This is a genomic window from Pseudomonas sp. Z1-29 (genome assembly GCF_051131995.1).
Lineage (GTDB): Bacteria > Pseudomonadota > Gammaproteobacteria > Pseudomonadales > Pseudomonadaceae > Aquipseudomonas.
Genome location: NZ_CP071645.1, coordinates 4748419 through 4773836 on the forward strand (window position 1 = coordinate 4748419; position 25418 = coordinate 4773836).

The window sequence follows — 25418 nt, forward strand, 5'->3', positions numbered from 1 at the left end:
TTATTTCAGCACCGCCTTCATCAAGACGGCGAATCAAATGGCAAAACGCCGCGACAAGAGACTCTTGTCGCGGCGCGGGTCGCTCAGCGTTGAAACGGGTTTATTGGATCTGCCCGTGGCAATGCTTGTATTTCTTGCCCGAGCCGCAATAGCACAGCTCGTTTCGGCCCAGTTTCTGCTCGTTGCGTACCGGTGCGGTGGCCAGTGCCACGTCCACATCGACGCCCTCTTCCATCGCCTGGACCACTTCCAGGCCCGGAGCTTCGGCGTGCTCGAACTGCATGCGCGCGGCCAGGGCTTCGGCCTCCTGGCGCAGGCGGGCTTCTTCTTCGACCGGATCTTCGCGGCGAACCTGAACGTGGGACAGGACCCGGATCGAGTCGCGCTTGATCGAATCCAGCAGCTCGGAGAACAGCGTGTAGGACTCGCGCTTGTATTCCTGCTTCGGATTCTTCTGCGCGTAGCCACGCAAGTGGATACCGTGGCGCAGGTGATCCATGGTCGACAGATGGTCTTTCCACAGGTCGTCCAGCACCCGCAGCACGATTTGCTTCTCGAACGAGCGCAGCGCTTCGGCGCCGGCCTGGTCTTCTTTCTCGTTGTACGCGGCGATCAGTTCGGTCAGAAGTTTCTCGCGCAGCGTTTCTTCGTAGAGGTGATCGTCCTCGTCGAGCCACTGCTGGATCGGCAACGACACGCCGAAATCACTGCGCAGGGAGGCTTCCAGACCAGCAACGTCCCACTGCTCCGGAAGCGACTGCGGCGGAATGTGTGCGCTGACAGTGGCGTCGAGCACTTCGCGGCGGAAATCGGCGATGGTTTCGCCAATGTCGTCTGCGGCCAACAGGCTGTTGCGCATGTGATAGATCACTTTGCGCTGCTCGTTGTTGACGTCGTCGAATTCAAGCAACTGCTTGCGGATGTCGAAGTTGCGGCCCTCGACCTTGCGCTGCGCCTTCTCGATGGCGTTGGTCACCATGCGGTGCTCGATCGCCTCGCCCGGCTGCATGCCCAGGGCCTTCATGAAATTCTTCACCCGATCAGAGGCGAAGATGCGCATCAGGCTGTCTTCCAGGGACAGGTAGAAGCGGCTGGAGCCGGCGTCGCCCTGGCGACCGGCACGGCCACGCAGCTGGTTGTCGATACGGCGCGATTCGTGACGCTCGGACGCGATCACCTGCAAGCCACCGGATTCGAGCACCTGCTGGTGACGCTTCTGCCAGTCGGCCTTGATCTGCGCGATCTGCTCGGGGGTCGGGTTTTCCAGCGAAGCCACTTCGACTTCCCAGTTGCCGCCCAGCAGGATGTCGGTACCACGGCCGGCCATGTTGGTGGCGATGGTCAACGCACCCGGGCGACCGGCCTGGGCGATAATCTCGGCTTCCTTCTCGTGGAACTTGGCATTGAGGACCTTGTGCTCGATACCTTCCTTGGCGAGCAAGGCGGACATGTGCTCGGAGGTCTCGATGGTCGCGGTACCCACCAGGATCGGACGGCCCTGGGCCATGCCTTCCTTGATGTCGTTGATGATCGCCGCGTATTTCTCTTCGGCGGTCAGGAACACCAGATCGTTGTAGTCCTTGCGCGCCAGCGGCTTGTTCGGCGGAATCACCACCACTTGCAGGCCGTAGATCTGGTGGAATTCGAACGCTTCGGTGTCGGCGGTACCGGTCATGCCGGACAGTTTGTTGTACAGGCGGAAGTAGTTCTGGAACGTGGTCGAGGCCAGGGTCTGGCTCTCGGCCTGGATGTTCAGGCCTTCCTTCGCTTCGATGGCCTGGTGCAGGCCTTCGGACAGGCGACGGCCCGGCATGGTGCGGCCGGTGTGTTCGTCAACCAGTACGACCTGGCCGTCCTGGACGATGTATTCGACGTTGCGATGGAACAGCTTGTGGGCACGCAGGCCGGCGTAGACGTGGGTCAGCAGGCCCAGGTTATGGGCCGAGTAGAGGCTTTCGCCTTCAGCCAGCAGGCCGACGCGGGTCAGCATCTCTTCGATGAACTGGTGGCCGGATTCGTTGAGCTCGACCTGGCGGGTCTTCTCGTCGACGGTGTAGTGGCCGGGCTGGGTCACTTCGCCTTCGACTTCTTCGACGTGCAGCTGGAGCTGCGGGATCAGCTTGTTGATCTCGATGTACAGCTTGGAGCTGTCTTCGGCCTGGCCGGAAATGATCAGCGGCGTACGGGCTTCGTCGATGAGGATGGAGTCGACTTCGTCGATCACGGCAAAGTTGAGTTCGCGCTGGAATTTTTCTTCCATGCTGAACGCCATGTTGTCGCGCAGGTAGTCGAAACCGAATTCGTTGTTGGTGCCGTAGGTGATGTCCGAGGCGTAGGCCGCGCGCTTCTCTTCCGGCGGCTGGAACGGCGTGACCACGCCGACCGTCAGGCCGAGGAATTCATAGAGCGGGCGCATCCAGTTGGCGTCGCGGCGGGCCAGGTAGTCGTTGACCGTCACCACGTGCACGCCGTTGCCAGACAGTGCGTTGAGATATACCGCCAGGGTCGCCACCAGGGTCTTGCCCTCACCGGTGCGCATTTCGGCGATCTTGCCTTCGTGCAAGGTCATGCCGCCGATCAACTGGACGTCGAAGTGGCGCATGCCCATGACCCGCTTGCCGGCTTCACGGCAGACCGCGAAAGCTTCGGGCAGGATCTGGTCAAGGGTCTCGCCCTTGGCGATGCGGTCCTTGAATTCGGCGGTCTTGGCGCGTAACTGATCGTCCGAAAGGGCCACCATTTGCTCTTCGAAGGCATTGACGATCTGTACCGTCTTGAGCATGCGTTTGACTTCACGCTCGTTCTTGCTTCCAAAAAGTTTCTTTAACAAAGGCGCAAACATATCGGCAGGATCTTCCACACTAAAGGGATGGAGGGCGGCCCCATGAGTCGCCCGTGCAGCCCTCATGGCCGCATGCGAACGAGCATTCTACCCGGAAACGATGGAGAGGAAAGTGGCGTTATTCCACGATGCTGGCACAGCGCTGTGACGGGGCCTCCCTAAAATAAGGGCTTTTGCGCGAACTTCAACCCACAAAACGCAGAAGTTACTCATTGATTATGCGAGTAAAAGCCACCGGGCGGCAGGGCTCGGGCGTATCTGGCGCTTTCTGCTACCATGGCGCCTTTGTCACTTGCGGTAATCAACCATGGCCTTTCGCCCTCTTCCAGCCAAGGCGCCCGCCGTTCTGCTGCGCGAAGCCAAGCCGCTGAAAGCCATCTTCGGCCACGCCAGACGCCTGGGGCACCTGCAGCGCCTGCTCGACAGCCAGCTACAGCCCGCTGCGCGCGAGCATTGTCACGTAGCGTCCTGGCGGGAAGGCAGTTTGTTGCTGATCGTCACCGACGGTCACTGGGCCACGCGCCTGCGCTACCAGCAAAAGCGCCTGCTGCGCCAATTGCAGGCATTCGAGGAGTTCGCCAACCTGACGCGAATCCTGTTCAAGGTCCAGCCGCCCACGGTGCAAGTCGGCGCCAAGGGTCATACGCTGGATCTGTCCACCGACGCTGCTGCCACCATCCAGGCCACGGCCGATGGCATCAGCGACCCCAACCTGCGGGCAGCCCTGGAGCGATTGGCGGCCCATGCGCGGCCCAAGGATTGAGATTTTTTTCGGCTGTTGAATAGCCTTCGCGGGCAAGCCCGCTCCCACAATGGATCTGCATGAGGCACAAGATTTGCGCGCGCAGGAGATCTCCTGTGGGAGCGAGCCTGCTCGCGAAGGGAGCGATTCGGTTTCTGCCTACCGCCGCTTGCTGCCCCCCAGCAACGACCCCATCAACCCACGCACCAACTGCCGGCCCAACTGATTGGCCGCCTGGCGCATCGCCGATTTCAGCGCCTGGCCGGCCGCGGTGCCGAGGAATTCCCCGGCCTTTTCGGTGAAGCTCGGTTCCTCGGTCGCCGGTTTGCCTGGCGCGGCTTCGGCCTGCGGCTCCAGCCCCTTGCGCCCCATCAGCACTTCATAGGCCGACTCGCGGTCGATGGGTTTGTCATAACGGCCCTGCAACGGTGAGCTGGCGATCAGCCCGGCACGCTCGGCCGCGGTCAACGGCCCGATGCGCGACTGCGGCGGCGCCACCAGCACACGCTGGACCATTTCCGGCGTGCCTTTTTCCTGCAAGGTGCCGACCAACGCTTCACCGATGCCCAGCTCGGTCAGCACCGCCAGGGCATCGAATTGCGGATTTGGTCGAAAACCGTCAGCCACCGCCCGCAGGGATTTCTGTTCCTTGGCGGTGAACGCCCGCAGACCATGCTGGATGCGCAACCCCAGCTGCGCGAGCACGTCGTCCGGCAGATCGCCCGGCGACTGGGTGACAAAATACACCCCGACGCCCTTGGAGCGGATCAGCCGCACCACTTGTTCCAGGCGCTCTTGCAATGCCTTGGGCGTGCCGGCGAACAACAAATGTGCCTCATCGAAAAACAACGCCAGCAAGGGTTTGTCCGCATCGCCGCGCTCGGGCAGTTGCTCGAACAGCTCGGCCAGCAGCCACAGCAGGAATGTCGCGTAGACTTTCGGCGCTTCATGGACCAGGCGACTGGCGTCCAGCAGATGAATGCGCCCACGGCCGTCACTGGCCGGTTGCAGGATGTCTTCAAGCTGCAACGCCGGTTCGCCGAACAAGGCGTCCGCGCCCTGCTGTTCCAGGGTGGACAGTCGGCGCATCAAGGCCTGGCTGGAACCGGTGGTCATCAGGGCCGCGTCGTCCCCGAGCAATTCAGGGTTGTCCTTGAGGTGATTGAGCAGCGCCTTCAGGTCCTTGAGGTCGAGCAGCAACAGGCCCTCGCGGTCGGCGACCTTGAACGCCGCATACAACGCCGCTTGCTGGCTGTCCGTCAGTTCCAGCAGGCTGCCGAGCAACAACGGGCCCATTTCACTCAACGTCGTGCGCAGCGGATGACCGGACTGGCCGTGGATATCCCACAAGGTCACCGGATAGGCCTGGGGCTCATGGCCGAGCCAGGGCATGCCGGCGATGCGCTCGGCGATCTTGCCTTGGGGATTGCCGGCGGCGCCGAGGCCGCACAGGTCACCCTTGATGTCCGCCGCGAACACCGCCACGCCGGCATCGCTGAACATCTCGGCCAGGCGCTGCAAGGTGACGGTCTTGCCGGTGCCGGTGGCGCCCGCCACCAGCCCATGACGATTGGCCAGGCGCATGGCCTGGGCGACAGGTTGGCCGGCCAGGTCGGCCCCGATAACGAGTTGCGATGAATCAGGCATTTGGTCACCTGTGGGTTTGCGGTATGACGCCATTTTGCGCGCTTATATAAAAGCATGCCCAGTGCAATAAGGCCCGAGCGGCAGAATAATAGCCTGCAACCAGCACTGGCCCCTTCGCGAGCAGGCTCGCTCCCACAATTTGGGCCTATGTTGAACACAGAACCCTGTGGGAGCGAGCCTGCTCGCGAAGAGTCCCCGACAACGCATTCCTTTACTGCACCCAACCCCAACCGAACATCTATTCTTACCCAAGGTCAACAAGGGGAGAACACAGACCGGAGGGATGTTCATCGTGCATATAGCGGACATAACCATGTTCTACGCCCCCGCCAGCGGAGGTGTACGCACTTATCTGGATGCCAAGCACCGGCGCCTGGGCAATCGGCCGGGTATTCGCCACAGCCTTCTGATCCCCGGCGCGCATTTGAGCGAGCAGGATGGGATCTACAAGGTCCCGGCCCCTCCGCTGCCCTTTGGCAAGGGCTACCGCTTCCCGCTGCGCCTGGCCCCTTGGCGTAACGTCCTGCGCGACTTGCAGCCCGACCTGATCGAGGTCGGCGACCCTTACCTGACCGCCTGGGCGGCACTGGATGCCCGGCGACAGCTGGACGTGCCCGTGATCGGCTTTTATCACTCCGACCTGCCGTTGTTGGTAAGCAACCGCATGGGCAACTGGTTCACGCCCAATATCGAAGCCTATGTCAGCAAACTGTACGGCAACTTCGACCGGGTGCTCGCGCCGAGCCAGGTCATGGCCGACAAACTCACCGGGCTTGGGGTCAAAAATGTCTACGTGCAGCCGTTGGGGGTAGACCTGCAGACCTTCAATCCCGCCGCTCGCGACCCGGAACTGCGGGCCGAACTCGGCATCGCCGAAGACGCGCGCCTGCTGATTTTCGCCGGTCGCGGCTCCAAGGAAAAAAACCTGCCGGTGCTGCTCAAATGCATGCAACGCCTGGGCGAACGCTATCACCTGCTGCTGGTGGGCTCTTCGATGCCAGCCGTGGTGCCGGACAACGTCACGGTGATCGACGAATTCTGCCCGGCTGCGCAAGTCGCCCGGCTGATGGCCAGCGCCGACGCCCTGCTGCACGCAGGCGACCAGGAAACCTTCGGCCTGGTAATCCTCGAAGCGATGGCCAGCGGCATCCCGGTGGTAGCGGTCGCGGCAGGCGCCTTCAATGAAATCGTCCACGAGGACTGTGGCCTGCTGTGCGCGCCCGACAATCCACAGGCGATGGCCAATGCCGTTCGGCAACTGTTCGCCGAAGGCTGCCAGCAGCGCGGCGTAAAAGCTCGCCGGCATGTAGAACGTCATTACGCCTGGGATTCGGTGGTCAACAGTCTGTTGGGCCACTATTACAGCGTGCTCGGCGCAGAAATGCCCCTGCTGGCCAATGGTTGAGCCGAGGCCCATGTCGATGACCGCTCAATCCAGCCTGCTGCTGGTGCTGCACGATGTCGCACCGCAAACCTGGCCCGACTACCAGCCCTTCGTCGAAGCCGTCGACGCCCTCGGCCAGGTGCCGATGACCTGGCTGGTGGTGCCGGACTTCCACCACGCCAACGCGCTCGACGGACATCCCGGCTTCCGGCGCATGCTCGACAGCCGGGTCGAACGCGGCGATGAACTGGTGCTGCATGGTTATTACCACTGTGATGACGGTCCGCCGGCGCTCCATCCCAAGGACTGGTTCATGCGCCGGGTTTATACCCATGAAGGGGAGTTCTACGGTCTGTCCGAGGAAGCGGCCCTCGCCCGCCTTCGCGCCGGCATCGAAATCTTTCAGCGCTACCAGTGGCCGCTGGAAGGCTTCGTCGCGCCGGCCTGGCTGATGAGCGAGGGCACGCGCCAGGCCTTGCGCCAGTTGCCGTTGAGTTATACCAGCGACACCCAGCACCTCTACCGCTTGCCGGAGTTCACCCCGATCGATGCCCCGGGGCTGGTTTGGAGCGCCCGCAGCGCCTGGCGTCGAGGCCTGTCAAAAGTCATCAGCGACCGGCGTGAACAGCGCTGGCGCCAGGCACCGGTCATTCGCCTGGGCCTGCACCCGGTAGACATGCGCCACGGATTTTCCCGCAACTACTGGCTGCGAACCCTGGAGCGCCTGCTTGAGGACGGGCGCGTGCCGATGACCAAGATCGACTGGCTGGCGTCACTGCGCCAGCCAGTCAGCAGTGCCGCATGAAACGGCTGGTCTGGTTAGGCGCCGCCCTGTTGATTGCGGTATTGGTCCCGATGCTCGTGGGCGGCGGGGAAATGTGGTCGCGGCTGCAGCGCTTTCCGCTGTCCTTGCTGCTGGTCATGCTTGGCATGATCGTACTCTGCTGGGGCCTCAACTCGGTGCGCCTGCGCTTGCTGCTGGGTGAACACCGTGGGCGCATAGGCGGGTTGAAAAGCATTGGCGTGGTGATGTCCACCGAGTTCGCGATGTGCGCGACACCCGGCGGCAGTGGCGGGCCGCTGACGCTGATGGCGCTGCTCGCGCGCAACGGCGTGCGCCCCGCCCATGGCAGCGCGGTGTTCGCCATGGATCAGTTGAGCGACCTGCTGTTTTTTCTCTGCGCCTTGTTGGGCATCCTGTTTTATGCACTTTTCCAGAATCTCAGCCAGCGCATGGAATGGATGCTGGGGCTGAGCGCGGTTTCATTGTTCGGCGGGCTCTTTTGCTGCGCGCTGGTGGCCCGCTACCATCGCAGGCTGATTCTCCTGGGTGCACGGCTGTTGCGGCATTTGCGAGTGAAGCCGGTGACCCGTCGACGCTGGGGACGCAAGATCCTGAATTTCCTCGCGGCATTTACCGACACTCTGAAATTGCCACGCCAGACGCTGTTCCAGGTGTTCGTCTTGACCTGCCTGCACTGGGTCCTGCGCTACAGCGTGCTGTACCTGGCATTAAAAGGACTCGGGGCGGATCTGCAATGGGCCTGGAGTTTCCTGATCCAGATGCTATCCCTCAGCGCTGGGCAGTTCAGCCTGTTGCCGGGCGGCGCCGGAGCGGCGGAGTTGACCTCGGCGGCGTTGCTGGCACCGATGGTGGGCAAATCCACCGCGGCGGCAGCGATCCTGATCTGGCGGGCGGTGACGTATTACTTCTATCTGCTGGCAGGAGGACCGGTGTTCTTCATGATGGTCGGGCGACCTTTGATCAAGAAGCTGATGAAGCTGCGGCAAGCCTGAGAGGTCAGTCCTTGGACTCGGGATCGTCCTGGGGCTGCTCGTGCAGCTCTTCCCACAGCTGGGCGGCGTCGGGAAATTCGGTGCCGTCTTCCGGGCCCAGCGCTTCGGGATCGTAGCGACTCAGGCAACCCTCGCCCACGGTTGCCGGCGCTCTGGCGGTGGCTTTGTCCAAGGGATCGGTCATAGGATTCACGCCTCGAGGTTCGTGGCAAGGGAGAGAGCTCCCTTGCCACATAGAGTCAGAAGACTACAGATCAGAAGACCACGGTCTTGTTCCCGTGCACCAGTACGCGGTCTTCCAAGTGATAGCGCAAGCCGCGCGCCAGGACCATTTTTTCCACGTCGCGGCCGAAGCGCACCATGTCTTCAATGCTGTCGCTGTGGCTGACACGGACCACGTCCTGCTCGATGATCGGGCCGGCGTCCAGCTCTTCGGTCACGTAGTGGCACGTGGCGCCGATCAGCTTCACACCGCGCATCGAGGCCTGGTGGTAAGGCTTGGCACCGACGAACGACGGCAGGAAACTGTGATGGATGTTGATGACTTTGTGCGCGTATTCGCTGCACAGCGACGGCGGCAGGATCTGCATGTAGCGGGCCAGTACCACCACCTCGGCGTCGTGCTGCTTGACCAGCCGCGAGACCTCGGCGAACGCCGGGTGCTTGTCCTGCGGGTTGACCGGTACGTGGTAGTACGGGATGCCGTGCCATTCCACCATGCTGCGTAAGTCGTCATGGTTGGAAATGACACAGGCGATGTCGCAATCGAGCTCATCGCTGTGCCAGCGGTGCAACAGATCAGCCAGGCAGTGGGACTCACGACTGGCCATCAGCACTACGCGCTTTTTCTGCGCGGTATCGGTGATACGCCAGTCCATCGAAAACTCTTCGGCAATCGGGGCGAATGCCGCGCGGAAGGCTTCGATGCCGAAGGGCAGCGAGTCGGCGCGTATCTCGTGACGCATGAAAAACCAACCACTCTGATTGTCCGAATGGTGGCTTGCTTCAGTGATCCAGCCGTTATGGGACGCCAGAAAGTTACTGACTTTAGCAACGATACCGACGCGGTCCGGGCAAGCGATCACCAGCCGAAAAGTGCGCATTAGGGGAACTCCAGAACTTCGCAAAGGCGGCCATTCTAGCCATTGCGCGGCAAAACTGCAGTATCGATCACACATCGCGCCCAGCAGTGGCTGACCGGGACTGCCAATGCCCACGTGGCAAGCTTTATCGTGAACAGATGTGAAGACTGCATCACATTATTTATTTCACGGCGCTCACTCTGTGCTAGCGCACTATTAATTAAATAAACACTGCTTAAATGTTTACTTGATGAAACTGTCTGATTACTATTACCCCACTGTCTCCTTGTCACCAGCGTCCTACATAAGGTAGTCCCCATGTCCCTGATCACCGAATACAACGCTACAAAACAAGCCATTGAAGAACTGCAACAACGTCTGGCCGACCTGTCCAAAGACGACAAACTGCAAAAAGAACTGGAATTCGAAGGCAAACTGCGCACGCTGATGGGTGAATACTCCAAGTCCCTGCGCGATATCATTGCCCTGTTGGATCCAGAGTCCAAGTCGAGCAAAGCCCCGCGTGGCGCTGTGAAAACTACCGGCACCAAGCGCGCTCGCAAAGTTAAGCAATACAAGAACCCGCACAACGGTGAAGTCATCGAAACCAAAGGTGGCAACCACAAGACTCTGAAAGAGTGGAAAGCCAAGTGGGGCGGCGACGTGGTTGAAGGCTGGGCGACCCTGCTGGGCTAAGCTCCGGCGGTTCGAAGCGTTCTCGACGCAGAAAAAAACGCCAGCGATTGCTGGCGTTTTTTGTTGCCTGTCCACTTCCGATTTATTTCCTTACATGGCAGCGCGGCGACTCAAAGGCTTAAACGTTTGCGCAATTGCTGGCTATAGCCCTGCCATTGAGTCAGCACCTCTTGCTGCATTGGGCTGGAAAGCGCCAGCCACTGCGTCATCGCCTCATCAAAACTTTCCAGGGTATTAGGCGCCCCCCACTCCGGTGATTTCAGTCGCTGCTGGCAAAATAGTTTCCAGCGTGCCTGCTCTTCGGTGCTCAAGGTGTCGGGGAAGTTACGGGCCCGGTATCGGAATAATAATTCCGGCAGGCGCTCATCATCGAAATGCCAACGTTCCCCCGCCAACTGGTCGGGATCTGCCTGGCGCACTTGTTCGCACAAACGCCGATCACGATCACCCATGAATCCAGCGTACAACTGTTGTTCGGGGTCCTCGCTCGCAGTGAAATCCTCGCGACCATAAATCGCCTGGAGTTTATCGTGCCAGACTTGCTGTGCGTCACTTAGCCGCAGCGCCCGCTGGCGATAACCCTCCATGTCCAGTTGCAGGCGTTGCTGGTCCTCGTCGCGCAGGACTGACAGCGGCGCGACCACCGGGCACTTGTTGATATGAATAAGCTTGAGGGGTACGGGCAATTCTCCTTCCAACAACTCTTCACGGCGGGTATACAAGCGTTGGCGCAGGATTTCGGCGTCATGGTCCAGCAGCCCTTGAGGATCCAGATGCAGATCGCAGACGATCAGGGCGTTGCGGTTCTTCGGATGCCAGGCCAGCGGCAGGACCACGCCGATGTAGTTTCGCGCCGCCGAGAAGCGCCCGGAGATGTGCACCATGGGCTGTAGCAGGCGGACCTGGTCCATCACTTTCTGTTTAGTGCGCAACTGGAACAGCCAGTCGTAAAGCCGGGGTTGTTTCTGACGGATCAACCGGGCCAGGGCAATCGTTGCACGTACATCCGACAGCGCATCATGGGCCTGGCCATGGTCGATGCCGTTGGCGGCGGTCAGGCGTTCGAGCTTGAGGGTGACGCGCCCCTCCTCCTGCGGCCAGACAATCCCATCGGGGCGCAACGCATAGGCGGCCCGCACCAGGTCAATCAGGTCCCAGCGACTGTTGCCCCCCTGCCATTCCCGTGCGTACGGGTCGAAGAAATTCCGATAAAGGCTGTAGCGGGTCATCTCGTCATCGAAGCGCAGCGTGTTGTAGCCGGCGCCACAGGTCCCGGGCGCGGCCAGTTGCGCATGGACGCGGGTCATGAAATCGGCCTCGCTCAAGCCTTTTTCCGCCAGGCATGCCGGTGTGATCCCGGTGATCGCGCATGCGGCCGGATGGGGCAGGATGTCATCGCTGGGCCGGCAGTACAGGTTCACCGGTTCATCGATTTCATTGAGTTCGAAATCGGTACGTATCCCGGCCACCTGCAAGGGGCGGTCGCAACGCGGATTGATGCCGGTGGTTTCGTAGTCGTACCAGAAAATGGAGGTCACGGGTGGTTCCTGTGCTGAGGACTGGCGAAGTCTAGGCGCTGCAACCGGCCGGCGGCCAGCGCTGCTGTAACTTTTGAATACCTGGGAGGCGCAAGCCTGCGCCCTCCCGCAAGATCCCTGTTGTTTACATGAAGCGTGAAATGACCCACAGAGTTGTATCGTGCGCCTGCACGAAGACTGCTAGCATCTGGGCCGAGATCGAACGTTCGAACCGCCCCCTCACAGGTTGCCCATGCTCGAGACACCAGCATTGCAAAGGAACGCGCCGCTGCCCGCGCCACTGGACACGCGTTACCAGGTCGAGACGCCCGAGGGCATCGACCTGCCGCTGCGCCCGGCGGGGTTGATGCCTCGCGCCCTGGCCTTTGCCATCGACCTCGGCATACGGGGGCTGGCCTTGGGCCTGCTGTTCCTGATCCTGGCGTTTTTTGGCGAACTGGGCGTCGGCCTGGGCTCGATCCTGCTGTTTGTCATCAGCTGGTGGTACATGGTGCTGTTCGAGGTGCTGAACCAAGGGCGTTCCCCCGGCAAGCAGATCATGGGTTTACGCGTCGTGCAGGATGACGGCCGGCCTGTCGACTGGTCGGCCTCGCTGATCCGCAACCTGCTGCGCTTCGTCGACATGCTGCCCTTCGGCTATGCGTTCGGGGCGATTACCTGCCTGCAGCATCCAGCGTTCAAGCGCCTGGGCGACCTGGCGGCCGGGACCCTGGTGGTTTATCGCGAACAAGCGATCAAACGCCCCATCCTGCCATCGGCCCGACCGATACGGCCACCTTTTGTCCTCGACCTCAACGAGCAGCGTGCCGTGCTGGGCTTCGCCGAGCGCCAGGCAGAACTGTCCGGTGCCAGGGTCACCGAACTGGCGACGATCCTCGCCGCGCCGCTGAAGGTTCACCCTTCCGGCGCCGTGGCCGAACTCAATGGCATCGCCCGCGGCCTGCTGGGGCCGACATGAAACAAAGCCTTTTCGAAAAACGTCATCAAGAGGAATGGGACCGTCTGTCCCAACAGCTCGACCAATTGGAGCGCAGCCGCAACGTCGCGCAGAGCAGCGATTTCCCCAATGCCTATCGACGCCTCTGCCACCACCTGACGCTGGCCCAGGCCAGGGGCTACAGCAGCCTCTTAATAGACGCGTTGCAGCAATTGGCCCTGCGTGGTCACCAGCAACTCTACCGGGACCGCGGCCGGTTCTCGGCCAGCCTGTCAACCTTCATTCTGGCCGGTTTCCCCCGACTGGTTCGTGAGCAATGGCGTTTCGTGCTGGCGGCGGCCTTGATGTTCCTTGGTAGCCTGGTCGGCATCGGGCTGCTGGTCTACCTGTTCCCCGAACTGGTCTACAGCGTGTTGAGCGTCGAAGAAGCCAGCCAGATACGCGGCATGTACGACCCTGCCGCCGGCCACCTGGGGCGCTCGATCGAGCGGGCCGCCAGCGAAGACTGGGTCATGTTCGGCTATTACATCATGCACAACATCGGTATTGCCTTTCAGACGTTCGCCAGCGGCTTGCTGTTTGGCCTGGGCAGCGCATTCTTCCTGTTCTTCAACGGCCTGACCATTGGCGCGGTGGCCGGGCACCTGACCCAGATCGGTTCGGGATCGACGTTCTGGTCATTCGTGATCGGTCACGGCGCCTTCGAACTCACTGCCATCGTCCTGGCCGGCGCGGCGGGCCTGTTGCTCGGTTGGGCACTGATCGCGCCGGGGCGTCTCACCCGAGGCGAAGCGTTACGGCTCGCCGCCGGCAAAAGCGTGCTGATCATCGGCGGCGTGGTGCTGTTGCTGCTCATCGCCGCGTTCGTCGAGGCCTACTGGTCCTCCAGCGCGGTGACACCCACCACCAAATACATCGTCGGCGCCTTGTTGTGGCTGCTGGTGCTCGGGTATCTGCTGTTTGCCGGACGAGGCCACCATGCGCCTGAGTGACGCCAGCGTTGTCATCCGCCCCCGCACCACCTGGGAAGCCATGGACCTCGGCGTGCTGATGAGCCAGCAGCACCGACGGCTGCTGATGACCAGTTGGGCCATCGTCACGCTACCGGTGTATGCGCTGCTGACCCTGTTGCTGTGGGACTCGCCGTCGCTGGTAGTCATTGTGTTCTGGTGGCTGAAACCGGCCTTCGACCGCCTGCCCCTGTTCATTTTGTCCAAGGCCCTGTTTGGCGAGCCGCCTACGCTGAAGCAGGCGTTGCGCCAATGGCTCGCGCTGCTCAAGCCGCAATTGCTGGCCAGCCTGACCTGGCGACGGCTGAGCCTGAACCGCAGCTTCCTGATGCCGGTGGTGCAACTCGAAGGCCTGACCGGCGAGGCGCGCGAGCAACGTTTGCGCGTCCTGCTGCAGCGCAACGGCGGCGCGGCGCAGTGGCTGACCATCATCGGCGTGCACCTGGAAACCGCGCTGTGGTTCGGCCTGATGGCGCTGTTCTATCTGTTCATACCGCAACAGGTCGAGCTGGAATGGGACTGGCAGACCCTGATCGCCGTGGCTGAGCACGACTGGCTGTGGCTCGAACACCTGGTCAACTTCCTGTATCCACTGTTGCTGATCTTCTGGGAACCGGTTTACGTCGCCTGTGGCTTCAGCCTCTACCTGAACCGCCGCACGATTCTCGAGGCCTGGGACATCGAACTGGTATTCCGGCGCCTGCGCCAGCGCCTGGCCGGCACGGCCCCGGCGCTGTTGCTGCTGGCAATGACGCTGCTGCCGTTGGCGCCACCTGCCTGGGCCGCGCAGGACGACAACGGTCCCGACAGCCCGCGCTTGCTCCACCAGCCGCTGACCAGCGAGGCCTCTCGGGAAAGCATTGAAGCGATTCTCGAAGCGCCGCCATTCAAGAATCCGGAAACGATCACCCGCTATCGTTTCGGCGAAGAAGCCGAAAAACCAGCCGAATCAGCCGAACCAGCTGAAACCGATGGAGCGCCGGGCTGGCTCAAATCGCTGTTCGAATGGCTGTCGAAAAAACGCTTCGAGGGTATTGCCGCGCTGATCCAGGTGCTGCTCTGGGCGGCTCTGTTGACGGCCATCGCCTGGCTGGCCTGGCATTACCGCCATAGTCTCAAGACCCTGGCGAACCGTAGGCCAGCACAGCGCATGCATTCGAAACCCGCTGCGCCGGTGCAGATGTTCGGCCTGGATATTCGCGAAGAGAGCCTGCCGGAAGATGTGGCGAGCCGCGCCGAGCAGTTATGGTCCACCGCGCCTCGCGAGGCGTTGGGTTTGCTCTATCGAGCCTTGCTCAGCCGATTGCACCATGAATTCGCCATCCCCCTGAAACCCGCGGACACGGAAGGCCAGGTGTTGCAGCGCGTCGAACGACTCCAGCAGCCGGACCTGCTGGTCTTCAGCAAAAACCTGACCCAGCACTGGCAAAACATCGCCTACGGGCACCGTCCACCAGCGCCGCATCTGCAACGAGAGCTGTGCGATGGCTGGCGCGGCCTGTTCGGTCCGGGAGTTTCCCGATGAGCCGCCGCGCCGGATGGCTGGTCGCGGCGCTGGTTGCGGCGTTGGTCTGTGCAGTAGGCGTCTACTTGTCCACGAAAGCCGTGCCCTACCAGGAAACCATTGATCACGGCCCATCCCCCGAAGCCCAGGCCAATCCCTACCTGGCGGCGGAACATTTCCTGCGTCGGCATGGGGTAGAAGTCGATCACGCCAACAGCCTGGACGTCCTGCCCGGCCTCGAACCCCACCAGCGTAGCCTGCTGTTGCTGGGCGAGCGGAGCGACATGACGCCACGAGAGGCCGACCAGTTGATGAACTGGACCCGGGCCGGCGGACGGCTGCTGTTCGTCGCCGAGGCCTTGTGGGATGACAGCACCAGCAGCAGCGGCGACTTGTTGCTGGACCGCGTGGGTCTGCGCCAACTCCTCAGCAAGGACCTCGAGGAATCCGACGCCGAACTCATCAAGGATCGCTACCCGGAACTGACCAAGCTTTATCTGGAAGATGAAGAAGCGCCGGCCTATGTCGGCTTCGACACCGACTTCCATCTCGAAGACCCGCAGAACCTCGCCCAGGCCTGGGCCAACAGCGCACAGGCAACTCACATGATGCAACTGAACCACGGCCTGGGCACCATCACTGTGCTCACTGACGCCGAGCTTTGGAAGAACGACCAGATCGACCAATACGACAACGCCTGGCTGCTCTGGTACCTGAGTGCCGACACGAATGTGACGCTGCTGTTCGACATCGAGCACGACAACCTGCTGACCCTGCTACTGCGCTATTTCCCCCAGGCCCTGGTGGCGCTGCTGGTCCTGATCGGGCTGTGGTTCTGGCGCTCGGCGGTGCGGCATGGCCCGTTGCAACAACCCGCCCCCAAGGCGCGACGGCAGTTACTGGAACACCTGCAGGCCAGCGCCGCGTTCCAGCTGCGCCACCACGGCCGGCAACACCTGTTGCAAGGTTTGCAGCATGACGTGTTGCGCCGGGCGCGCCAGCTTCATCCAGGTTACGAACGGCTGGTCGTCGCCGAACAATGGCAAGTGCTTGCACGCCTGACCCGCCAACCCACGCGAACCATCAGCCAGGCCCTCAGCCCCCGGCCGGCGCAGCGCATGTCCAGCACTGAGTTCTGCCGCCAGGTTGCCCTTTTGCAAACTCTCAGGAATGCCTTATAGATTCCGAAAAAAATCCGCAAAAAAACTCTATATAACCTATCGTACCCTGTCACTAACCATAGCAACTGCGGGCATTATCGCCATTTTACTTTCCGCAGGAATTTCCGCAAAGTTGCCATAACAAACAGCCGTTTCCGTTCGCTGGAAGCAAAACGATGATTACCTCGAAAACGTACCTGGATCCAGTACTGCCGGAAAATCTTCCCGCCTCGATCATTCAGGCCGCGGATCAGTTGCCGCGCAAAGCAGAGTTTCTTGCCGGGCGGCTCGCCGATGAGACATCGAAGCAACTGGCGAGCCTGTTGCGCATCACCAATACCTACTATTCGAATCTGATCGAGGGGCATCGAACCGAGATCGCTGATCTCCAGGTCGCTCGCACCACGCCGAAACGCCAGCGAAAGGAGCTCAAAGAGCTTGCCGTGCAACACATGACACAGCAGGAGGTGATGGAGCGACTGCTTCGCATGCGCTCGACGGACAGTTTCTCTGCCTTGTTCGACCCCCAGTTGATCGCGACCATTCACCGTCGACTGTTCAAAGACGCTTCAACGCAGGAGCTGATCCTGAGCGACGGTCGGATGATGGAACCAGGAAAGCTGCGGGCCGAAGCGAATGAACAGGTCCAGGTCGGCGCACATGTCGCCCCAGCTGCTACTGCGGTATTGCCCATGCTTGAGCATCTGCAACTGCACTACGGACGTATAAACGACCCCCGACGCCAATTGATCGCCGCCCTGGCGAGTCATCACCGTGTGGCGCTTGTCCACCCCTTCCTTGATGGCAACGGTCGAGTGATCCGGATGCTCACCCACCTGCAGCTTGTCCACCTCGGGCTAAAACCGTTTCTCTGGTCACTGTCGCGTGGCTTGGCCCGAAGGCAGGATGAATACTATCGTTTCCTGGCTTTGGCTGATCGAACTCGAGAAGGCGACTGTGACGGACGAGGTCAACTCTCACAGCGCCATTACTTCAACTTCATCGAGTTCATGCTCGATGTCTGTCGCGACCAGATTGAATACATGACAACCTCACTCAACCCAGCCAGGCTACGCGAGCAGATCTTTCATGTGTTTTCGACGGATGCTGGCCTTCGCCGTGCGGGGATCAGACCCGCCAGTGCCGGTGCTGTGTTGGCGCTTCTCACCCAAGGCGCGATGCCGCGTGCGGAATTCAAGGTATTTACAGGATTGAAGGATCGACTCGCAACGGAAGAACTGAGCCACTTGATCGAAGCGGGAATAGTGGTCAGTAGTACGCCCAGGTCTCGAACGGTGGCAGCGGGCTTGCCCGCACGCTTCGCCGGACTGATCTTTCCGAACCTGCATATCCAGATGGGCTGAGTCATGCCGACGACTCGGCTGTCAGGTGGGAGGGGGGTTGCCGTGGTATGCAAGCGTGACTGTTTTCACCTGCGCAAGTTATCCAGCGCTAATAAACTCAACAGTTAAGAGAACGCCAGAATTGACGACTGAACAGAACGAACCTGTCGACGGCCAGGCCCATGCCGCCCAACAGCGCCAGCGCGCCAGCCAGTTGGCCCAGGCGATCCGTACCGAACTGCACAAGGCGGTGGTCGGCCAGGCTGCGGTGGTCGACGATGTGCTCACGGCGTTGATCGCTGGCGGGCATGTGCTGCTCGAAGGCGTTCCAGGGTTGGGCAAGACGCTGCTGGTGCGCGCGCTCGCGCGCTGTTTCAGTGGCGAGTTCGCGCGCATCCAGTTCACGCCCGACCTGATGCCCAGTGACGTCACCGGCCATGCGGTGTACGATTTGCAGACCGAGCAGTTCAAGTTGCGCAAGGGTCCGGTTTTCACCAACCTTCTGCTGGCCGACGAGATCAACCGCGCGCCGGCAAAAACCCAGGCGGCGCTGCTCGAGGCCATGCAGGAACGCCAGGTCACCCTGGAAGGCCGCGCCCTGCCGATCGCCCAACCATTCATGGTGCTGGCGACCCAGAACCCCATCGAACAGGAAGGCACTTACCCGCTGCCGGAAGCCGAGCTCGACCGCTTCATGCTCAAGGTCCGCATGGACTATCCCGATGCCGACCAGGAACTGGACATGGTCCGCCAGGTCAGCCGCTCGACCCGGGCCGACATGCTTGACGTGCAACCGTTGCGCACGGTGCTGCAAGCCAAGGATGTGCAGGCCTTGCAGCGCATCGCCAGTGACCTGCCGATGGACGATCAGGTCCTCGACTACGCCGTCCGCCTGGCCCGCGCCACTCGCAGCTGGCCGGGGCTGACGCTGGGCGCCGGGCCGCGCGCCTCGATCGCGTTGGTACGCTGCGCAAGGGCCCGGGCGCTGCTGCGCGGTGGCGAATTCGTGGTCCCGGACGACATCAAGGGCTGCGCCCTGGCCGTGCTGCGCCATCGCGTAAGGCTGGCGCCGGAGCTGGACATCGAGGGGCTCTCGGTGGATCAGGTGCTGGGGCAGTTGCTCGATCAAGTCTCGGCGCCGCGGCTGTGAAAAATCGCGCGGCAAGGATGCGCCCATGAAACCCTCGCGTCTGTTGCTCATCTGGCTCGCGATCCTGCTGGCCGTCGGCATCGTGCTGGGCACGTTGCGAGCGCTGGGCATCGCGGTGCCGTCGACACTCCTGTCGATCAACTGGGGGATGCTGCTGGCCTTGCTGGCCTTGGCGCTGCTCGATGCCGTGCGGCTGCGGCGCCTGCCCTCGCCCCGCGTACAACGACACATGCCGGGCAGCCTGGCACTGGGCCGATGGGGCGAAGTGCGCCTGCAGATCAGCCATGATTTTGCCCAGCCAATGCCGATCCAGGTGTTCGATCACGTACCCGATGGCCTCGACTTCGACGACCTGCCCTTGTCGGTCGAACTTCAACCCGGCCAACGCAGCCAGCTCGGCTACCGCTTGCGCCCGCTCAAGCGCGGTCATTTCATTTTCAGCTACTGCGAGATCAGCCTGCCCAGCCCGCTGGGATTGTGGTCCGGCAAACGCCTGCTGGAGGCGCTCGACAACACTCGCGTCTACCCGGATTTCGCCAGGCTTTATGATGGCCAGCTATTGGCCGTCGACAACTGGCTGAGCCAGCTCGGCATACGCCAGCGGCAGCGCCGTGGCCAGGGCCAGGAATTCCATCAGTTGCGCGAGTTTCGCGAGGGCGACAGCCTGCGCCAGATCGACTGGAAGGCCACCGCCCGCCACCGTACGCCGATCGCCCGTGAGTACGAAGACGAACGCGACCAACAGATTATCTTCATGCTCGACTGCGGCCGGCGCATGCGCAGCCAGGACGACGAGCTGGCGCACTTCGATCACGCTCTCAATGCCTGCCTCTTGCTCAGCTATACCGCGTTGCGCCAGGGCGACGCCGTCGGCCTGTACACCTTCGCCAGTGAGCGACCGCGCTACCTCGCGCCGGTCAAAGGCAGCGGCCAGCTCAACGTCTTGCTCAACGCGGTCTATGACCTGGACAGCAGCCAGCATCCCGCCGATTACCAGGTCGCGGTCAATCAACTGCTGGCCCGGCAAAAACGCCGGGCCCTGGTGGTGTTGGTGACCAACCTGCGGGATGAGGACGACGAGGAACTGCTGGCTGCCGTCAAGCGCCTGGGCCAGCAGCATCGGGTGCTGGTGGCCAGCCTGCGCGAAGAGGCACTCGACCGGTTGCGCCAGGCGCCGGTACAAACCCAGCCCGAAGCCTTGGCCTATTGCGGGACGGTGGACTACATGAACACCCGCGCCGGACTCCATCTGCAATTGGCGGCCCATGGCATCCCGACCCTGGATTCGCGCCCCGGCGAGCTAGGGGCGGATCTGGTGAGCCAATACCTGGCATGGAAAAAGGCCGGAACCGCTTAGGCCCTGCGCAGGAGTCGGTTACTCAAGCCGAGGCGGGCAACGGATAAAAACAGAAATACTGCTGCAACGCGCTGACCAGCGCCCCGTACTCCGGCGGCGCCCATTGCAGGCTGAAACCGGCATCGAAATGCTGCGGCGTCACGTCTTCATGACACCACAGGCACTTGGCCTTCAACCGGATCTCTTGCTGTGATCCGTCGTCGGTGGGGATTTTCAGGTACAGATCAAAGCTTGCGCCAATCATCAACGGCAATTGACTGATCAACATCAGGCCACTTTCAGAAACGTTGCCCAGAAAACCGATCGGTTTCTCGTTGAGGCCGTTGAACACCTCAAGAAAACAAGCCAACTGATGTCGTTCAATGCGGCGCTCTTTGTACATGTCCTGTATCGCTTTTTTAATGGCCGCTCACCGGCCAACCGAACACTTCGGAACGAACCCAAGCGAGCCCGCTCTCCCTGATCCCCTTGCCAGACGCCAGCAAACGTCATGGCGTCTCTCATCGGTTACAGGCGCCACCTGGCTATTAGAGTCCAAGCTCTAATAGCCAGATGTACAACTATAGCGCAGGTTCTGACGACGGCCAGTCCGGATGCGATCCCCATCATAATGCCGCGCCGGCGCCTGGCCGAGGGCCTGGATCCGGCGTCGTTCAGAACGCCGTCGGGCGGATGGCCGAGGTGCTACGGGTAGGGTAATGCCCAAGGCTCTGCAAGGTTTCGAGCCGGGCGCGGGCACGATAGGCGTACTCGCTGTTGGGGTATTGCGTAAGAATGAACTGGTACGTCTGCGCCGCATCGACGAACAGCTTTTGCCGCTCCAGGCATTGACCACGCATCATCGAGACTTCCGGCTGCATATAACGACGGGCACGGCTGGCGCGGTCGACCTTGGACAGTTCAAGCATCACTTGCTCGCAATTGCCGCGCTCGTAGGCCTTGTAGGCCAGGTTCATGTGGTGGTTCATCGACCAACGGGTGCAGCCCGTGATGCTCAAGGCCAAGGCAATAAAAAGCACGAATCGCATGGGGAGGATCTCCTGTCTTGAGCTCTTTATCGACCTGGATGGGAAAATCTTCAACCTGAAAAAGGGTCCACACGACATGTCATCACTGTTAAAAGCGCTATCACCTTCGTCACAGGCGCAGAAATTTTCAGGAATGTTCATTTCGAAAAAGAAACGAATAAGTAGTGCACATGAACAATGACTACACCCAAAGACCATAGTAGCCTTCGCTGGCGCTTGAACTTGAGGAGTCCTGCATGTCCGTCCGTCGCACCAAAATCGTCGCTACCCTTGGCCCGGCCAGTAACTCGCCGGAAGTTCTCGAACAGCTGATTCTGGCTGGCCTGGACGTTGCCCGCCTGAACTTCTCCCACGGCACCCCCGACGAGCACAAGGCTCGTGCCAAGCTGGTGCGCGACCTGGCCGCCAAGCATGGCCGCTTCGTCGCCCTGCTGGGTGACCTGCAAGGCCCGAAGATCCGCATTGCCAAATTCGCCAACAAGCGCATCGAGCTGAAGATCGGTGACAAGTTCACCTTTTCCACCAGCCATCCATTGACCGAGGGTAACCAGCAAGTCGTCGGTATCGACTACCCGGACCTGGTCAAGGATTGCGGCGTGGGCGACGAGCTGCTGCTCGACGACGGCCGCGTGGTGATGCGCGTCGAGACCGCCACCGCCACCGAACTGAACTGCGTCGTGACCATTGGCGGCCCGCTGTCGGACCACAAAGGTATCAACCGTCGCGGCGGCGGCCTGACTGCTCCGGCCCTGACCGACAAAGACAAGGCCGATATCAAGCTGGCCGCGGAAATGGAAGTCGACTACCTGGCGGTGTCCTTCCCGCGCGACGCGGCGGACATGGAATATGCCCGTCAATTGCGCGACGAGGCCGGCGGTACCGCCTGGCTGGTGGCCAAGATCGAACGCGCCGAAGCCGTGGCCGACGATGAAACCCTCGATGGCCTGATCAAGGCGTCCGACGCAGTGATGGTGGCTCGTGGCGACCTCGGCGTGGAAATCGGCGATGCCGAACTGGTGGGCATCCAGAAGAAGATCATCCTGCACGCACGCCGCCACAACAAAGCGGTGATCGTTGCGACCCAGATGATGGAGTCGATGATCCAGAACCCGATGCCGACCCGCGCCGAAGTGTCCGACGTAGCCAACGCCGTGCTCGACTACACCGACGCCGTGATGCTCTCGGCCGAAAGCGCCGCCGGCCTCTACCCGCTCGAAGCGGTGCAGGCCATGGCACGTATCTGCATCGGCGCTGAAAAGCACCCGACCGGCAAGACGTCCAGCCACCGCATCGGCAAGACCTTCGAGCGCTGCGACGAGAGCATTGCCTTGGCGAGCATGTATACCGCTAACCACTTCCCGGGCGTAAAGGCGATCATCGCCCTGACCGAAAGTGGCTACACGCCGTTGATCATGTCGCGCATCCGCTCCTCCGTGCCGATCTATGCGTTCTCCCCGCACCGCGAAACCCAGGCCCGTGCCGCCATGTTCCGTGGCGTCTACACCGTGCCGTTCGACCCGGCCGCCCTGCAACCGGGCGAAGTCAGCCAGGCGGCGGTGGATGAACTGGTCAAGCGTGGCGTGGTGCAGACCGGCGACTGGGTCATCCTGACCAAGGGCGACAGCTACCACACCATCGGCGGCACCAACGGGATGAAGATCCTGCACGTCGGCGACCCGATGGTTTGATGACCGGTTGCTGAAAACAAAAGCCCCGCCATGTGAATGGCGGGGCTTTTTGGTTTATGGCTTTGGGGATGTGATGCCTGGGCTGAGGCCTTCGCGAGCAGGCTCGCTCCCACACTGGATTTGCGCCGCCCTCTGTGGGAGCGAGCCTGCTCGCGAAGGCGGTCTGTCAGCCGTCACTGTCCTCGCGGGTCAGAAACACATCCGCCAGCAACTGATTACGCGGCAGCCCCGCCAGGTACAAACGCTTGGCAAACGCCTCGACCCGGTCCGGATGACCGCACACCAGGGCCTGGGTCTGGCGCGAAGCCAGGCGCAGTTGCGCGAGCGCCGCTGGCGCCTCGGCTGCGGTCAGTAGCTCGACGTTCAGGTTGGGGTGTTTGGCCGCCAGTGCCTTCAGAGGTTTATCCAGGTAATGCCCGGCCTCATCATGGGCCAGGTGAATCAGCCGAATCGTGCCTTGGTGCTGCTGGCGCAGCGCTTCACGGAGGATGCCGAACAGCGGTGCCAGGCCGGTGCCAGCGGCCAGCAGCCAGAGCGGCCGATCGTGCCAGTCGGCGTCGTAATGCAGCGCGCCGCCGCGCAGTTCGCCGAGGCGGATCGGGTCTCCGGTGCTCAGTTGTCGCGCCGCATCGACGAATTGACCGGGCTCGCGACAATCGAGGTGAAACTCCAGGAATCGGTCTTCTTCGGGCAGGCTCGCCAGGGAGTACGGCCGGGCCACGTCACCGGCCCATAACACCAGATGTTGCCCGGCTCGATAACGCAGTGGTCGCTGCGGGCTGATGCGCAGGCGTAGCACGTCAGCCCCCAGCCAATCCACCGCGTCCACAGCGGCGGCCTGGCCGTCGCGCTGCGGATCAAAGGTGTGGATCTGCACGTCTTCGACCACCTGGCACTGGCATGCCAGGCGCCAACCGTTATCTCGCTGCGCCGGGCTCAGGGCGTCGGGACGGCTGTCACGCACATCCCCCTTCACACATTGCACCAGGCAGGCATGGCAACTGCCGGCACGGCAGCTATAGGGCACCGGCACGCCGCCGTGGTTAAGCGCGTCCAGCAGATTGCCGCCAGCCGCCACCGTCCATTGCCGGTCGGCGACTTTCAGTTCAGGCATCGACGTTCTCCCAGGCGGCGGCGCAACGGTTGCGACCGTCCCGCTTGGCACGGTACAAGGCCTGGTCGGCGCGCTGCAAGGCGCTGTCCAGGTCATCGCCGATTTCCAGCATCGTCATCCCCACCGACAAACTGAGGTTGCCCACCGGCAGATCGACCAATCGAACCTCGGTGAACGCCAGCCGCAATCGCTCGCAACAGGCCGTCAGGCGCGCGGGATCGCAAGCGGGGAGCAGCATGACAAACTCCTCGCCACCGTAACGGGCCAGCACATCGCCCTCGCGCAGGCACGCCGTGGCGACAGCGGCGAATGCCTGCAATACCTGGTCGCCCGCGGCATGGCCATGCAGGTCGTTGATGCGTTTGAAATGGTCGAGGTCGATCAAGGCCAGGCCATGGGCGACGCCGGGCCTGAGGGTATTGAGCTCGCGGCCGGCCAGGCGCAGGAAGTGCCGGCGGTTGAACAGGCCGGTCAGTTCATCGGTGGCCACCAGGTCTTCGAGCTGGCGCATCATGCCGCGCAATGTGTCCTGGTGCGCCTGCAAGGCAAATCGACGCTGGCGCATGCGTTGACGCGAGGTCTGGACGTAGCGGGCGTACAACACCAGCCACACCAACACGATGAACAGTACGCAGACCTGCAGACCGGCCAGCGTCGGATCGGGCAGGCGAAAGAAATAACCGTCCCAGAGCGTGATCCCGGTGAAGCTGATGAACACAAGCGTCGCGCAACGCACGAAGGCCCGGCGGGAAAGGTGAAACAGCCCGAACAGCAGGATCAGCACATAGAACACCAGGAACACGCCCCGGGCCTGGTCCAGGTGCGCCATCATCCAGGTCTGCCAGCCCAGGCCGATCCAGACCTGTATTTCCGTGAGGCTGGGGTCGGCGAATCGCAGGTTGCGGTCGGTGATGAACAGCGTGAACAGACCGGCCTGGCACAGCACGACCAACAGGCTGCCAACAATGACGCCACGCAATGTGTCGAGGTAATGACCACTGAAAAACGCCAGCCACAACAATACCAGTGCCAGCGCATAAGTCGTGGCTGCGAGGGCAAAGCGTTTAAGCAAAAGACGTTGGATGGCGTTATGGGTCAATCGGTGACTCACCATGGGAAAGGAGACTGACAGAGGCGTCCTACGCTACAGGCCAGACGCCACTTTAGTGGCGTGTTCGGCAAATGACCATTCAATTCTGGCGCAGAAAAATGGCGTCAAAGCAATGGCCCAGATTGACGCATCTGCTGGCTCCGACGCGGTCCCCGTGGCGAGGGAGCTTGCTCCCGCTCGGCCGGGCTGGTGCTCCAGTGCGCAGCGACCGCAAAATCCTGGGGCCGCTGCGCAGCCCAGCGGGAGCAAGCTCCCTCGCCAAGGGTTTGGTGACGCTGCCTTCAGGCC

General features: G+C 61.9%; 22 protein-coding genes. 13 read left to right on the plus strand and 9 right to left on the minus strand.

Annotation, left to right across the window (positions count from 1 at the left end):
• Positions 1 to 100 precede the first annotated feature (100 nt).
• Complete coding sequence (secA, locus tag J3P84_RS21665; RefSeq protein ID WP_434625759.1) at positions 101 to 2842, minus strand: preprotein translocase subunit SecA; 2742 nt, start codon at positions 2840 to 2842, stop codon at positions 101 to 103.
• Between the two features lie 307 nt (positions 2843 to 3149).
• On the opposite strand from secA, the gene J3P84_RS21670 reads away from it, so the two are divergent.
• A complete protein-coding gene (locus J3P84_RS21670; protein ID WP_053124648.1) occupies positions 3150 to 3605 on the plus strand; it encodes a DUF721 domain-containing protein in 456 nt (151 codons plus the stop codon).
• A gap of 138 nt (positions 3606 to 3743) precedes the next feature.
• Here J3P84_RS21670 and J3P84_RS21675 read toward each other — a convergent pair whose 3' ends face one another.
• Entirely contained in the window at positions 3744 to 5231 is a 1488-nt protein-coding gene (locus J3P84_RS21675) for a helicase HerA-like domain-containing protein (RefSeq protein ID WP_434625761.1), read from the minus strand.
• 283 nt (positions 5232 to 5514) lie between these two features.
• Between J3P84_RS21675 and J3P84_RS21680 the strand changes: the two genes are divergently transcribed.
• The 3 genes from J3P84_RS21680 to J3P84_RS21690 are packed head-to-tail and all read left to right on the plus strand — an operon-like array spanning position 5515 to position 8412.
• Positions 5515 to 6636, plus strand: a complete 1122-nt coding sequence (locus J3P84_RS21680; RefSeq protein WP_434625763.1) for a glycosyltransferase family 4 protein — start codon at positions 5515 to 5517, stop codon at positions 6634 to 6636.
• Positions 6629 to 7420, plus strand: a complete 792-nt coding sequence (locus J3P84_RS21685; protein WP_434625765.1) for a DUF2334 domain-containing protein — start codon at positions 6629 to 6631, stop codon at positions 7418 to 7420. The genes J3P84_RS21680 and J3P84_RS21685 overlap by 8 nt, the downstream gene beginning before the upstream one ends.
• A complete protein-coding gene (locus J3P84_RS21690) occupies positions 7417 to 8412 on the plus strand; it encodes a lysylphosphatidylglycerol synthase transmembrane domain-containing protein (RefSeq protein ID WP_434625767.1) in 996 nt (331 codons plus the stop codon). Before J3P84_RS21685 ends, J3P84_RS21690 begins: the two co-directional genes overlap by 4 nt.
• Before the next feature lie 4 nt (positions 8413 to 8416).
• Here J3P84_RS21690 and J3P84_RS21695 read toward each other — a convergent pair whose 3' ends face one another.
• Together J3P84_RS21695 and purU are read right to left on the minus strand one after the other, a co-directional pair.
• Complete coding sequence (locus J3P84_RS21695) at positions 8417 to 8596, minus strand: hypothetical protein (RefSeq protein ID WP_434625769.1); 180 nt, start codon at positions 8594 to 8596, stop codon at positions 8417 to 8419.
• A gap of 70 nt (positions 8597 to 8666) precedes the next feature.
• Positions 8667 to 9515 carry a formyltetrahydrofolate deformylase gene (gene purU / locus J3P84_RS21700; RefSeq protein ID WP_434625771.1) on the minus strand — a complete coding sequence of 283 codons (849 nt, stop codon included), beginning with the start codon at positions 9513 to 9515 and terminating at the stop codon, positions 8667 to 8669.
• A 297-nt stretch (positions 9516 to 9812) separates the two neighbouring features.
• On the opposite strand from purU, the gene mvaT reads away from it, so the two are divergent.
• Complete coding sequence (gene mvaT, locus J3P84_RS21705; protein ID WP_305496444.1) at positions 9813 to 10190, plus strand: histone-like nucleoid-structuring protein MvaT; 378 nt, start codon at positions 9813 to 9815, stop codon at positions 10188 to 10190.
• Positions 10191 to 10300: 110 nt separating this feature from the next.
• On the opposite strand, the gene sbcB is transcribed toward mvaT, so the two are convergent.
• A complete protein-coding gene (gene sbcB / locus J3P84_RS21710; RefSeq protein WP_434625773.1) occupies positions 10301 to 11728 on the minus strand; it encodes an exodeoxyribonuclease I in 1428 nt (475 codons plus the stop codon).
• A gap of 232 nt (positions 11729 to 11960) precedes the next feature.
• Here sbcB and J3P84_RS21715 point away from each other — a divergent pair, with 232 nt between their 5' ends.
• From J3P84_RS21715 to J3P84_RS21745, 7 genes are all read left to right on the plus strand, one after another.
• A complete protein-coding gene (locus J3P84_RS21715; protein ID WP_434569646.1) occupies positions 11961 to 12686 on the plus strand; it encodes an RDD family protein in 726 nt (241 codons plus the stop codon).
• Entirely contained in the window at positions 12683 to 13657 is a 975-nt protein-coding gene (locus J3P84_RS21720; RefSeq protein ID WP_434625775.1) for a stage II sporulation protein M, read from the plus strand. The genes J3P84_RS21715 and J3P84_RS21720 overlap by 4 nt, the downstream gene beginning before the upstream one ends.
• Positions 13644 to 15200, plus strand: a complete 1557-nt coding sequence (locus J3P84_RS21725) for a DUF4129 domain-containing protein (protein WP_434625777.1) — start codon at positions 13644 to 13646, stop codon at positions 15198 to 15200. The genes J3P84_RS21720 and J3P84_RS21725 overlap by 14 nt, the downstream gene beginning before the upstream one ends.
• The gene (locus J3P84_RS21730; RefSeq protein WP_434625779.1) at positions 15197 to 16360 is read left to right on the plus strand and encodes a DUF4350 domain-containing protein; all 1164 of its coding nucleotides are present in this window, start codon (positions 15197 to 15199) and stop codon (positions 16358 to 16360) included. Before J3P84_RS21725 ends, J3P84_RS21730 begins: the two co-directional genes overlap by 4 nt.
• A 155-nt stretch (positions 16361 to 16515) precedes the next feature.
• Positions 16516 to 17703 (plus strand): Fic family protein, encoded by a 1188-nt coding sequence (locus J3P84_RS21735; RefSeq protein ID WP_434625781.1) that lies wholly within the window; start codon positions 16516 to 16518, stop codon positions 17701 to 17703.
• 121 nt (positions 17704 to 17824) lie between these two features.
• A complete protein-coding gene (locus tag J3P84_RS21740) occupies positions 17825 to 18832 on the plus strand; it encodes an AAA family ATPase (RefSeq protein WP_305496452.1) in 1008 nt (335 codons plus the stop codon).
• 25 nt (positions 18833 to 18857) lie between these two features.
• Positions 18858 to 20189: a DUF58 domain-containing protein gene (locus tag J3P84_RS21745; RefSeq protein WP_434625783.1), complete on the plus strand. Its 1332-nt coding sequence runs from the start codon at positions 18858 to 18860 to the stop codon at positions 20187 to 20189.
• A 22-nt stretch (positions 20190 to 20211) separates the two neighbouring features.
• Here the strand turns inward: J3P84_RS21745 and J3P84_RS21750 are convergent, their stop codons facing one another.
• Complete coding sequence (locus tag J3P84_RS21750) at positions 20212 to 20571, minus strand: PilZ domain-containing protein (RefSeq protein WP_434625785.1); 360 nt, start codon at positions 20569 to 20571, stop codon at positions 20212 to 20214.
• Between the two features lie 271 nt (positions 20572 to 20842).
• Positions 20843 to 21217: a tetratricopeptide repeat protein gene (locus tag J3P84_RS21755; RefSeq protein ID WP_305496455.1), complete on the minus strand. Its 375-nt coding sequence runs from the start codon at positions 21215 to 21217 to the stop codon at positions 20843 to 20845.
• A 236-nt stretch (positions 21218 to 21453) separates the two neighbouring features.
• Between J3P84_RS21755 and pyk the strand changes: the two genes are divergently transcribed.
• Positions 21454 to 22905 (plus strand): pyruvate kinase, encoded by a 1452-nt coding sequence (gene pyk / locus J3P84_RS21760; RefSeq protein ID WP_434625788.1) that lies wholly within the window; start codon positions 21454 to 21456, stop codon positions 22903 to 22905.
• Between the two features lie 166 nt (positions 22906 to 23071).
• On the opposite strand, the gene J3P84_RS21765 is transcribed toward pyk, so the two are convergent.
• Together J3P84_RS21765 and J3P84_RS21770 are read right to left on the minus strand one after the other, a co-directional pair.
• Positions 23072 to 24019, minus strand: a complete 948-nt coding sequence (locus J3P84_RS21765; RefSeq protein ID WP_434625790.1) for an iron-sulfur-binding ferredoxin reductase — start codon at positions 24017 to 24019, stop codon at positions 23072 to 23074.
• Positions 24012 to 25118, minus strand: coding sequence for a diguanylate cyclase domain-containing protein (locus J3P84_RS21770; RefSeq protein WP_434569654.1), 1107 nt, complete (start codon positions 25116 to 25118; stop codon positions 24012 to 24014). The genes J3P84_RS21765 and J3P84_RS21770 overlap by 8 nt, the downstream gene beginning before the upstream one ends.
• Positions 25119 to 25418 lie beyond the last annotated feature (300 nt).

Bases quoted from the DNA above. Each gene is read 5' to 3' on its own strand.
- J3P84_RS21715 (WP_434569646.1), top strand. From the start codon at position 11,961: ATGCTCGAGACACCAGCATTGCAAAGGAACGCGCCGCTGCCCGCGCCA.
- J3P84_RS21675 (WP_434625761.1), bottom strand. From the start codon at position 5,231: ATGCCTGATTCATCGCAACTCGTTATCGGGGCCGACCTGGCCGGCCAA.
- J3P84_RS21725 (WP_434625777.1), top strand. From the start codon at position 13,644: ATGCGCCTGAGTGACGCCAGCGTTGTCATCCGCCCCCGCACCACCTGG.
- J3P84_RS21720 (WP_434625775.1), top strand. From the start codon at position 12,683: ATGAAACAAAGCCTTTTCGAAAAACGTCATCAAGAGGAATGGGACCGT.
- J3P84_RS21750 (WP_434625785.1), bottom strand. From the start codon at position 20,571: ATGTACAAAGAGCGCCGCATTGAACGACATCAGTTGGCTTGTTTTCTT.
- J3P84_RS21755 (WP_305496455.1), bottom strand. From the start codon at position 21,217: ATGCGATTCGTGCTTTTTATTGCCTTGGCCTTGAGCATCACGGGCTGC.
- mvaT (WP_305496444.1), top strand. From the start codon at position 9,813: ATGTCCCTGATCACCGAATACAACGCTACAAAACAAGCCATTGAAGAA.
- pyk (WP_434625788.1), top strand. From the start codon at position 21,454: ATGTCCGTCCGTCGCACCAAAATCGTCGCTACCCTTGGCCCGGCCAGT.
- J3P84_RS21745 (WP_434625783.1), top strand. From the start codon at position 18,858: ATGAAACCCTCGCGTCTGTTGCTCATCTGGCTCGCGATCCTGCTGGCC.
- J3P84_RS21685 (WP_434625765.1), top strand. From the start codon at position 6,629: ATGGTTGAGCCGAGGCCCATGTCGATGACCGCTCAATCCAGCCTGCTG.
- J3P84_RS21735 (WP_434625781.1), top strand. From the start codon at position 16,516: ATGATTACCTCGAAAACGTACCTGGATCCAGTACTGCCGGAAAATCTT.
- secA (WP_434625759.1), bottom strand. From the start codon at position 2,842: ATGTTTGCGCCTTTGTTAAAGAAACTTTTTGGAAGCAAGAACGAGCGT.
- J3P84_RS21680 (WP_434625763.1), top strand. From the start codon at position 5,515: ATGTTCATCGTGCATATAGCGGACATAACCATGTTCTACGCCCCCGCC.
- purU (WP_434625771.1), bottom strand. From the start codon at position 9,515: ATGCGCACTTTTCGGCTGGTGATCGCTTGCCCGGACCGCGTCGGTATC.
- J3P84_RS21690 (WP_434625767.1), top strand. From the start codon at position 7,417: ATGAAACGGCTGGTCTGGTTAGGCGCCGCCCTGTTGATTGCGGTATTG.
- J3P84_RS21695 (WP_434625769.1), bottom strand. From the start codon at position 8,596: ATGACCGATCCCTTGGACAAAGCCACCGCCAGAGCGCCGGCAACCGTG.
- J3P84_RS21670 (WP_053124648.1), top strand. From the start codon at position 3,150: ATGGCCTTTCGCCCTCTTCCAGCCAAGGCGCCCGCCGTTCTGCTGCGC.
- J3P84_RS21730 (WP_434625779.1), top strand. From the start codon at position 15,197: ATGAGCCGCCGCGCCGGATGGCTGGTCGCGGCGCTGGTTGCGGCGTTG.
- J3P84_RS21765 (WP_434625790.1), bottom strand. From the start codon at position 24,019: ATGCCTGAACTGAAAGTCGCCGACCGGCAATGGACGGTGGCGGCTGGC.